The 9,973-nt window shown below is 61.7% G+C and carries 8 protein-coding genes and 1 pseudogene; 7 read left to right on the forward strand and 2 right to left on the reverse strand.

Features of this window, described 5'->3' with window-relative positions; translation table 11 throughout:
* Positions 1-79: 79 nt before the first annotated feature.
* From ACB030_RS17670 to ACB030_RS17685, 4 genes are all read left to right on the forward strand, one after another.
* Entirely contained in the window at positions 80-1,006 is a 927-nt protein-coding gene (locus ACB030_RS17670) for a cation diffusion facilitator family transporter (protein WP_371161605.1), read from the forward strand.
* Between the two features lie 382 nt (positions 1,007-1,388).
* Positions 1,389-1,913 carry a hypothetical protein gene (locus tag ACB030_RS17675; protein ID WP_371161607.1) on the forward strand — a complete coding sequence of 175 codons (525 nt, stop codon included), beginning with the start codon at positions 1,389-1,391 and terminating at the stop codon, positions 1,911-1,913.
* Positions 1,914-2,553: 640 nt separating this feature from the next.
* The gene (locus ACB030_RS17680) at positions 2,554-4,107 is read left to right on the forward strand and encodes a TerC family protein (protein WP_371161609.1); all 1,554 of its coding nucleotides are present in this window, start codon (positions 2,554-2,556) and stop codon (positions 4,105-4,107) included.
* A gap of 154 nt (positions 4,108-4,261) precedes the next feature.
* Positions 4,262-5,383, forward strand: a complete 1,122-nt coding sequence (locus ACB030_RS17685; RefSeq protein ID WP_371161611.1) for an alkene reductase — start codon at positions 4,262-4,264, stop codon at positions 5,381-5,383.
* Between the two features lie 73 nt (positions 5,384-5,456).
* On the opposite strand, the gene ACB030_RS17690 is transcribed toward ACB030_RS17685, so the two are convergent.
* Positions 5,457-6,476, reverse strand: coding sequence for an adenosine deaminase (locus tag ACB030_RS17690; protein ID WP_371161613.1), 1,020 nt, complete (start codon positions 6,474-6,476; stop codon positions 5,457-5,459).
* Positions 6,477-6,677: 201 nt separating this feature from the next.
* On the opposite strand from ACB030_RS17690, the gene ACB030_RS17695 reads away from it, so the two are divergent.
* The 3 genes from ACB030_RS17695 to asnB all read left to right on the forward strand — a co-directional run bounded on the left by ACB030_RS17695 (position 6,678) and on the right by asnB (position 9,770).
* Positions 6,678-7,427 (forward strand): HAD-IIA family hydrolase, encoded by a 750-nt coding sequence (locus tag ACB030_RS17695; RefSeq protein ID WP_005302324.1) that lies wholly within the window; start codon positions 6,678-6,680, stop codon positions 7,425-7,427.
* A 116-nt stretch (positions 7,428-7,543) separates the two neighbouring features.
* Positions 7,544-7,912 (forward strand): cupin domain-containing protein, encoded by a 369-nt coding sequence (locus tag ACB030_RS17700; RefSeq protein ID WP_205641951.1) that lies wholly within the window; start codon positions 7,544-7,546, stop codon positions 7,910-7,912.
* A 193-nt stretch (positions 7,913-8,105) separates the two neighbouring features.
* Positions 8,106-9,770 carry an asparagine synthase B gene (asnB, locus tag ACB030_RS17705; RefSeq protein ID WP_371161615.1) on the forward strand — a complete coding sequence of 555 codons (1,665 nt, stop codon included), beginning with the start codon at positions 8,106-8,108 and terminating at the stop codon, positions 9,768-9,770.
* A gap of 94 nt (positions 9,771-9,864) precedes the next feature.
* Here the strand turns inward: asnB and ACB030_RS17710 are convergent.
* Positions 9,865-9,973, reverse strand: a pseudogene (locus ACB030_RS17710) (IS1595 family transposase); the annotation flags it as partial.

Below are 9,973 nucleotides of genomic sequence, written 5' to 3' on the forward strand. Positions count from 1 at the left end.
GCTCACATGTGAGCGGGCAGTATATCAGCTAGAAAACCGCTTGCGCGTTCAATCTTCACCATTTGAAAGGAGGACTCTTATGGCTCATTACAGCCATGTTATCAGTACGCTGGTTCGCACCGAGAAACAGGCCCTGACCCTGTCACTGTTCGGCTGCATCAGCTTCGCCATCTTCGGGATCGGCTACGGCCTCTTCGTCGGCTCCAACGCCATCATGCTCGATGGCATCTTCACCCTGTTCAGCATGGGCATGACGGGCCTCGGACTCATCACCGCCTACCTGGTGACCCGCCCCTCAGATGCGCGCTTCCAGTATGGCTACGCCCACTTCGAGCCCATCACCAACGTCATCAACGGCACCATCATACTGCTGCTCTGCCTCGGCGCCCTCTATAGCGGCATCACCTCCTTGCTCGAAGGGGGACGGGAGATAGACCTTGGCCACGCCCTCATCTACGCCGCCGTCTGCACCTTCTTCTGCGCCATCATCTACCGGATCGAGGCGGGCGTCGCCGAGCGGATCGACTCCGAACTGGTGCGGGTCGACTCCAAGGAGTGGCTGGTCGACACCCTGCTCAGCGCCACCCTGCTCATCGGCTTCGTGGTCGCTATCGGCCTCGACGCCCTCGGCTACGGCCACTACAACCGCTACATAGACCCGGTACTGGTCACCCTGCTCGCCCTGTGCGCCACCCTGATCCCCATCAAGGTGCTCGGCCGCAACCTGCGGGAAGTGTTGAAAATCGCCCCCAAGGGGGATGTCTCCCAGCTGGTGGCCAGCGAAATCGAGGCCCTGCGCCTGCGCCATGGCATCGAGTGCTATAGCCATCTGGCGAAAAGCGGCCGCCGCTTCGATCTGGAATTGAACATACTGGTGGCCCCGGATCAGGAGTGGCCTGTCGAGCGCCAGGATGCCCTGCGCCAGGAGCTCTGGTCCCGCCTCGGCGAGACTCTGGGGGATGCCTGGCTCTCGGTCTGCTTCACCCGCGAGAAACGCTGGCTCTGATCCGGCGCTTGCCATCCTGATGCAACGCGGGGCCCCGTCGCCCCGCGTGACAAATGTCCCAAACAGGGCCTACTGCAACCCGCCCCGCAGCCTCGCCCAGCTTCACTCTCGTCGCCACTCTCCTGCCCGTTATTTCTCTGCTTTTTTTAATCTTTAAACCATTGACAGGGAAAACCGTTTGCCGAGTCCCTTGAATCAATAACCATTTTCAACGGCACAAAAAGTTACGAAAATTTCGTTGCTAAAATTAAGTCGGCCAGCTATCTATTTTCGCCAAGGACAAACGGCAGACTGCGCGCCGAAATACAGTGATGTTGTTATCCACCGGACAATAAAAACAAATACACTTATTCCACTTTGTTAAACAGTTAAGGTAAGTCCCATGAAAAAGGTGTTGATCACAGTATTTGCATTGACCATGGCGGGCACCGCCAGTGCTGCCCTTCCCCAGCTTAATTACGAGTGCCCGGGTCAGATCCAGATGCACAGCGATGAGGGTGGCCCCGTCTATATCAATGGCAAGGAGGCCAAGCTCAAGAAGTTCAGCGATGACTTCTATGAGGCCAAGGGCTCGGGAGTCACCCTCTCCATCAGCAACACCGGGGGCCAGTACGATGTCTCCTACAACAGCAAGCAAGGCTCGGGCGTCTGCCAGCCGGCAGCCACGTCAGCAGCGCCTGCGGCCTCGGCAAGCCCTGCCAGCCCTGCCAGCCCTGCGGAGAAAGCCTGTCTGAAGGCGGTCTCCGAGAAGACGAACGTGCCCCAGGCCCAGCTTCAGGTGACTGACGTCATGGACTCCGAAGCCGGGGTCGGCGTCACCATCAAGGTGCCGGGTGCCGATGCCCCCTGGTCCTGCCTCAGTGACAAGAAGGGCCATGTTCAGGGCGCCGCCTACACGGGCCAGTGACGGGTTCCATTGCGCTCGACATCAGATCCCCATGACATGACGGGATTGACCGACAGGGAGGCCATGCCTCCCTGTCTTCAGGTTCAACGCCTTATATTGAAGCGCCAACTTCCCTGTCTTCATCTTCGAAGTTTTATATTGAGTCGCCAGCCTCCCTTAAAATAACCTCCCCCTTTCGTCACTCCAAAAACAGCCGCTACCTGTTCGCGCTCCCTTATATAACAAAATAAGCTGACACTTATTAAAACAAGCACCCGATGATAGGCACCTGAAATAAGTTGTTACACATTATCCACTCGCAGATATATACATGACCCGCGTTTTATGGGCTTTTCTCATCCATATGGCGAGAGACTCTCCATAGGCCGACCCGGCAGCGCAGGCACCCCATGCCCGGTAGCCGCTCATCTCTCGTGCGCCCGGTGCTTGCCAAATGCGGGATTCCCGTTATCATCAGGGCTCACTTTTGACCCGAGGTTTTATTGCCCATCATGGACACCCCCCGAAGTAGCCCTTCGTTTTTCCCCATCAAAACCTATCTGTACCTGCTCAACCAGCGCCTCTGAAAACAGCCTTGCCCTGCCACGGCCCCTTGCCGTGAGCGACATCCACTGCGTCTGTTTTTATTGAGGTCATCCTAATGGAATTTTTGCTGGACCCGTCTATCTGGGTCGGTCTGTTCACCCTGATCATCCTCGAGATAGTGCTCGGGATCGACAACCTGGTCTTCATCGCCATCCTGGTGAAGAAGTTGCCCCCCGCCCAGCGGGACAAGGCCCGGCTCATCGGCCTCTCACTGGCCCTGATCATGCGCCTCGCCCTGCTGAGCGTGATGTCCTGGCTGGTGACGCTCACGGCCCCCATACTGCACATCTGGGATCACCCCTTCTCGGGGCGAGATCTCATCCTGATGGGGGGCGGCCTCTTCCTGCTGTTCAAGGCCACCTCAGAGCTGCATGAGCGGCTGGAAGCCAAACCGGAGGAGCAGGGCCCGGTCGGTGTCTATGCCGGATTCGGGGTGGTGATCGCCCAGATCCTGGTGCTGGATGCGGTCTTCTCCCTGGACTCCATCATCACAGCGGTCGGCATGGTGGAACACCTGGGCGTCATGATGGCGGCCGTGACCATCGCCATGGTGGTGATGGTGATCGCCTCCAAGCCCCTGACCCGCTTCGTCAACGCCCATCCCACAGTGGTGGTGCTCTGCCTGAGCTTCCTGCTGATGATAGGTTTCAGCCTGGTGGCGGAGGGCTTCGGCTTCCACATTCCCAAGGGCTATCTCTATGCGGCCATCGGCTTCTCCGTGCTCATCGAGTTCTTCAACCAGCTCGCCCAGCGCAGTGCCCAGCGCCACGAATCCAGGCAGCCCCTGCGCGAGCGCACCACGGCCGCCATCTTCAAACTGATGGGGGGAAGCCGGGCCAACCAGCACCCGCAGCAAGATGATGAGGAAGAGGAGCAGGATGCCCCCCGCCCCATCAGCTTCGGAGAAGAAGAGCGCTACATGGTGACCGGGGTGCTGTCGCTCGCCGAGCGCTCCATCCGCACCATAATGACACCCCGCGCCGAGATGGAGTGGATCGACGTCAATGACTCCCCGGACGAGATACGGGCCCTGCTGCAGCGGGCCCCCCATAGCCTGTTCCCGGTCTGCGACGGTGAGCTGGACGAGATCATCGGCGTGATGAAGGCGCGGGATCTGCTGTTTGCCCTCAACGAGGGGCAGTCCCTGACCGAGCTTGCCAAGCAGAACGACCCCATCATAGTGCCCCAGACCATCAACGTGATCCGGCTGCTGGCGGAGCTGCGCAAGGCCAGGGGCAGCCTCATTCTGGTGGCGGACGAGTTCGGCATCATCCAGGGGCTGGTCACCAACCACGATCTGCTGGAGGCCATCGTCGGCGAGCTGCCGGATGAGGATGAGACCCCGGACATAGTCCAGGAGGGGGAGAGCTGGCTCATCAACGGCAGCACCAACATCCACCAGATAGAGCAGACCCTGGGGCATGACGGCCTGGTGAGCGAGAGCGATGAGTACGTGACCCTCGCGGGCATGCTGCTCTCCCACTTCGGCAGCCTGCCCACCTGCGGCCAGCAACTGCGCCTCGGTCAGCTCTGCTTCGAGGTGCTGGCGGTGAGCGAGCGGCGGATAGAGCGGGTGAGGGTCACCCCGATAGGCGCCAGCGCCGCCTGATCTGCCGCGACACTGAAGAGGGCCAACAGGCCCTCTTTTTCATGGCCTCGGGCCCATTGCTGTGCCAATGGCAATTCTCTTCTGCAATTACCCCTCTTTTTCACAATGACAATCCCCTCTAGAGTCTCCTCCATCCCAACACGAGGAATTCACCATGAACCACGATCCCCTGTTCTGCCCCCTTCGCCTCGGCCAGTTGCACCTCTCCAACCGCATCGTCATGCCGCCCATGACCCGCTCCCGTGCCAGCCAGCCTGGTGACGTGGCCAACGCCATGATGGCCACCTACTACGCCCAGCGCGCGGGCGCTGGCCTCATCATCGGCGAGGGCACCCAGATAGATCCCCTGGGCAAGGGCTATGCCTGGACCCCGGGCATCCACAGCGCCGAACAGGTGGCGGGCTGGAAGCAGGTGACCGATGCGGTGCACGCCAAGGGGGGCATCATGTTTGCCCAGCTCTGGCACGTGGGCCGGGTCACCCACCCGGACAACATCGGCGGCGCCCAGCCCATCTCTTCCTCCGCCATCAAGGCGCAAGGGGTGAAGGTCTTTGTCGACAACGGCAGCGATGCCCCCGGCTTTGTGGAGACGGTCACTCCCCGTGCCATGACCCAGGCCGACATAGACGCCGTGGTGGGCCAGTTCCGCCAGGCTGCCCGCAATGCCATGGAGGCCGGCTTTGACGGCATAGAGCTGCACGCCGCCAACGGCTACCTCATCAACCAGTTCCTCGACTCCGAGTCCAACGCCCGCACCGACAACTACGGCGGATCCCTTGAGAACCGGTTGCGCTTCCTGAAAGAGGTAACCGAGGCGGTGAGCAGCGAAATCGGGGCAGACAGAGTGGGCGTGCGCTTGGCGCCACTCACCACCCTCAACGGCACTGTGGATGCGAACCCGCAGGAGACCTATCTGGCTGCCGCGAAGCTGCTGGGGGAAATAGGCATCGTCTACCTGCATATCGCCGAGGCGGACTGGGACGATGCCCCATTGATGGCGGAGGGCTTCAAGCAGGGGCTGCGGGATGCCTTCCCCAACACTCTCATCTATGCGGGAAAATATGACGGCGAACGGGCCAGAGCCGCGCTGCAGGCGGGCTGGGCCGACCTGATTGGCTTCGGTCGCCCCTTCGTGGCGAACCCGGACTTGCCGAACCGGCTGCGTCACGGCTATCCCTTTGCCCCCCATGATCCCGCCACCCTGTTTGGCGGCGGCGAGCAGGGGCTCATCGACTACCCCGTCTACCAGGCCGAGACAGCGCAGCAGCCTGCCTGAGACTGGCAACCAGCCTAGCCATGCCACGCGCCCGCCCTTATCGGCGGGCGCGTTGTTGTTGAACGTCAGGCGCCTAGTAGAGAGCCACCCCGTGGCAGGCGCCATAGCCCCTGATCTCCTGGGTCAGCCTCACCTTGTCGGCCAGGCTCAGCCAGCTCGCCTCCACCCCATTGAGGGAGAGGCGGCAGAGCTGCTCCCGCGTGGCGCCGAGCCCGTCGGCCAGGGCCCTGAAATTGGCCCCCAGATAGCCGCCGAAATAGGCGGGATCGTCGGAGTTGATGGTGACGCAGAGCCCCTGCTCCAGCAGGGTCAGCACATTGTGTTCCGCCATGGTGCCAAACACCTTGAGCCGCACGTTGGAGAGAGGGCAGACGGTGAGCGGCAGCCGGGTGTCGGCCAGGTAGCGCACCAGCTCGGGATCCTCGGCGCAGCGCACCCCGTGATCGATACGGCGCACCGCCAGCTCCCGAATTGCCTGCCAGATATAGTCGGCCGGCCCCTCTTCCCCGGCGTGGGCCACCACAAGCAGCCCCAGCGCCCTCGCCCGGGCGAAGACCCCGGCAAACTTGCCGGGGGGATTGCCGAGCTCGCCAGAGTCGAGGCCGACCCCGTGCAGCCGGGCCAGATAAGGCTCGGCCTCGCGCAGGGTGGCGAAGGCATCCTCTTCGCTCAGGTGGCGCAAGAAGCTCATGATAAGCCGCCAGCTGATGCCAAGCTGCCGCTCCCCGCGCTGCAATGCCCGCTCTATGCCGCCGAGCACAGTGGCAAAGGGGATGCCGCGGGCACTGTGGGTCTGGGGATCGAAGAAGATCTCCACGTGTACCACCTTGTCGGCGGCGCAGCGTTCAAGATAGGCCCAGGTGAGGTCGAAGAAATCCTGCTCGGTGACCAGCACGCTGGCCCCCAGGTAGTAGAGATCGAGAAAGGATTGCAGGCAGTCGAACTCATAGGCGGCCCGCAGGCTCTCGACGTCGGGCCAGGGCAGGGTCACCCCGTTGCGCTGGCCAAGGGCAAACATCAGCTCGGGCTCCAGGGTGCCCTCGATATGCAGGTGCAGCTCCAGCTTGGGCAAGCCGGCAATAAAGTTCTCCATGATGACGGCTCCATCGTCAGCGCCTGATGGTTAAGGCAAGTCCAGGCGCCGACGGCGCCCTCTCTCTGCGGTCATTGTGCACCCATCTGGCGCGCCGGGGGAGACTTGTCATCAAAGCGCCTTATAATGGCGGCACAAAAAAGCCATAAGTGATTGAAGACATTCGAGGTTGGCAACCACCTCCCCCTACAAGGAGTTTCCATGAAGAAAAGCGTCATCTGTGATATCGACGGCGTCATCCTGCACAACAACGATCTGGTGCCCGGCGCCGACCGTTTCGTTCATCGCCTGCTGGAGCAGGGCAGCAAGCTCCTGTTCCTCACCAACTACCCGGCCCAGACCCAGAAAGATCTGCAAAACCGCTTCCGCTCCGCCGGGATCGAGGTGCCGGAGGAGTGCTTCTATACCTCCGCCATGGGCACCGCCGACTTTCTCAAGCGCCAGGATGGCAAGAAGGCCTATGTAATTGGCGAAGGGGCCCTGACCCACGAGCTCTACAAGGCCGGCTTCACCATCACCGACATCGACCCCGACTTCGTGGTGGTGGGGGAGACCCGCAACTACAACTGGACCATGATGCAGCTGGGGGCCAAGTTCGTGGATCAGGGGGCCCGCTTCATCGCCACCAACCCCGATACCCACGGCCCCATGATGCACCCGGCCTGCGGCGCCCTCTGCGCCCCCATCGAGCGGATGACCGGCAAGAAGCCGTTTTACGTGGGCAAGCCGAGCGCCTGGATCATACGCGCGGCCCTGAACCGGATGGAGGCCCACTCCGACGACACCATCATCATCGGTGACAACCTGCGCACCGACATACTGGCGGGCTTCCAGGCCGGCCTCGAGACGGTGCTGGTGCTCTCCGGGGTGAGCAAGGTTGCGGACATCGACCGCATGCCGTTCAGACCGAACCACATCTTCGACTCAGTAGTGGACATCGATATCGTCTGATCCCCCTCATCGGCTTCCCCTTGGCAAGGTGGCGCACATCGTTTAACGTAAGCGCAACATTGTTAAACAAACTAAACGGGAGCAGGACGCTCCCCTCGCCACCCCAAGGACGCACCATGAAGAGCCTGAACGACTGGATCCTGCTGGACCAGCACCCCGTCTCCCCCACCCCGCTGATGCCCGCTCCCGAGCGGATCCGGGCCGGCAACCCGAGCCAGACCCTCTGGAACCACTATTCGGACCCCAGCCAGCAGTTTCACGTGGGCTTCTGGGCCTGCGAGCCGGGGCGCTGGGCTGTGCACTACACGGAGCACGAATATTGCCAGCTGCTGGAAGGGGAAGCGCGGATCCACGACGGCCAGGGGGGCGAACTGCACCTCAAGCCAGGGGATCAGTTCGTCATCCCGGCGGGCTTCGTCGGCGAGTGGGAGACCCTGGTGGCCTGCCGCAAGCTCTATGTGATCTTCGAACCCGCCGCGACCTGACGCGCACGTCAAGCAAGCCCCTCTTTCCTGCCCCCCTTCTCATCCGCCGACTTGACGTTGGCGGCATGATTTTCTGCGGTTTTCCCGCTTGCAAAAGGTTTTTGCGCTAGGCATTGTGATTGGCGAGGAATGTAAATGGAATTTCGAGCCCGAACGTGGGGGGCTCATATAAAAATCAAGAGGATTACCGCCAATGTGTTCTATTTTCGGCATTCTGGACATCAAGACCGACTCCGCCACCTTGCGCAAATCGGCCCTGGAGATGTCCAAGCGACTGCGTCACCGCGGGCCTGACTGGTCCGGCGTCTACAGCTCCGACAAGGCCATCCTGGTGCACGAGCGCCTGGCCATCGTCGATCCGGGCAATGGCGCCCAGCCGCTCTACAACCCGGAGCGCACTCACGTATTGGCCGTCAACGGCGAGATCTACAACCACAAGGAACTGGAGAAGAACCTCAAGGTCGACTTCCAGTTCCAGACCCACTCCGACTGCGAGGTGCTGCTCGCCCTCTACAAGGAGAAGGGCCCGGCCTTCCTGGACGATCTCAACGGCATCTTCGCCTTCATCCTCTATGACGCCGAGCAGGATGCCTACCTGATTGGCCGCGACCACATGGGGATCATCCCCCTCTATACCGGCCGCGACGAGCACGGCAACTTCTATGTCGCCTCCGAGATGAAGGCCCTGGTGCCGGTGTGCAAGAGCGTCGAGACCTTCCCGCCGGGACATTACCTCTGGAGCAAGGATGGCGAGCTCAAACAGTGGTACAAGCGCGACTGGATGGAATACGGCGCGGTCGAGCACAACGTCAGCGACAAGGCCGAGCTGAAAGCCGCGCTGGAAGCGGCGGTCAAACGCCAGCTGATGTGTGACGTGCCCTACGGCGTGCTGCTCTCCGGCGGTCTGGACTCCTCCGTCATCTCCGCCATCACCAAGCTCTATGCCGCCCGCCGGGTAGAGGATGATGGCAAGAGCGAGGCCTGGTGGCCCCAGCTGCACTCCTTCGCCGTCGGCCTGGAAGGGTCGCCGGATCTCGCCGCCGCCCGTAAAGTGGCAGATCACCTCGGCACCATCCACCACCAGATCCACTTCACCGTGCAGGAAGGGCTGGATGCCCTGCGCGACGTCATCTATCACCTCGAGACCTATGACGTCACCACCATCCGAGCCTCCACCCCCATGTATCTGATGGCGCGCTACATCAAGGCGATGGGCATCAAGATGGTGCTTTCGGGCGAAGGCTCCGACGAGCTGTTCGGCGGCTACCTCTACTTCCACAAGGCCCCCAACGCCCGGGAGTTCCACGAGGAGAACGTGCGCAAGCTGGCCTCCCTGCATCTGTATGACTGCCTGCGGGCCAACAAGTCCATGGCGGCCTGGGGCGTCGAGGGTCGCGTGCCCTTCCTCGACAAGGAGTTCATGGACGTGGCGATGCGCCTGCAGCCCGCCGACAAGATGTGCGGCAACGGCAAGATCGAGAAGCACATCCTGCGGGAAGCCTTCGAGGAGCTGTTGCCCCACGAGGTGGCATGGCGTCAGAAGGAGCAGTTCTCCGACGGCGTGGGCTACTCCTGGATTGACAGCCTCAAAGCCATGGTCGAGACCGAGGTGACGGATCAGATGTTCGAGGCGGCCGCATTCCGCTTCCCCATCAACACCCCGCTCACCAAGGAGGCCTACTTCTACCGCGCCATCTTCGACGAGCACTTCCCGCTGGAGTCCGCCGCCCGCACCGTGCCCTATGGCAAGTCGGTCGCCTGCTCCACCCCGACCGCGCTGGAGTGGGATGCCAAGTTCAAGGAGATGGCCGATCCCTCAGGCCGCGCCGTGATGGACGTCCACCAGCAGAGTTACTGACAGGCTGACGGATATGCGCAGATAAGCAAATACCCACGACCAAGCCAGTCCATCACTGCCAAGCCCCTCACTCAGCTGAGGGGCTTTTTTTTGGCTATGTCCCAATTACGTGTTGCATGGGGCGCCCCAGCGCCTCATGCAAGCAACTTGGGATATTCACTTCCCGCCCGTAGCGCTCCAACATCCTTCGCCAACCCAGATAA

It is taken from the genome of Aeromonas sp. S16(2024), assembly GCF_041403065.1.
Lineage (GTDB): Bacteria > Pseudomonadota > Gammaproteobacteria > Enterobacterales > Aeromonadaceae > Aeromonas.

What these genes read in the sequence shown, in the direction of transcription:
- ACB030_RS17670 (WP_371161605.1), top strand. Translation starts at nt 80, where the DNA reads ATGGCTCATTACAGCCATGTTATCAGTACGCTGGTTCGCACCGAGAAA.
- ACB030_RS17675 (WP_371161607.1), top strand. Translation starts at nt 1,389, where the DNA reads ATGAAAAAGGTGTTGATCACAGTATTTGCATTGACCATGGCGGGCACC.
- ACB030_RS17680 (WP_371161609.1), top strand. Translation starts at nt 2,554, where the DNA reads ATGGAATTTTTGCTGGACCCGTCTATCTGGGTCGGTCTGTTCACCCTG.
- ACB030_RS17685 (WP_371161611.1), top strand. Translation starts at nt 4,262, where the DNA reads ATGAACCACGATCCCCTGTTCTGCCCCCTTCGCCTCGGCCAGTTGCAC.
- ACB030_RS17690 (WP_371161613.1), bottom strand. Translation starts at nt 6,476, where the DNA reads ATGGAGAACTTTATTGCCGGCTTGCCCAAGCTGGAGCTGCACCTGCAT.
- ACB030_RS17695 (WP_005302324.1), top strand. Translation starts at nt 6,678, where the DNA reads ATGAAGAAAAGCGTCATCTGTGATATCGACGGCGTCATCCTGCACAAC.
- ACB030_RS17700 (WP_205641951.1), top strand. Translation starts at nt 7,544, where the DNA reads ATGAAGAGCCTGAACGACTGGATCCTGCTGGACCAGCACCCCGTCTCC.
- asnB (WP_371161615.1), top strand. Translation starts at nt 8,106, where the DNA reads ATGTGTTCTATTTTCGGCATTCTGGACATCAAGACCGACTCCGCCACC.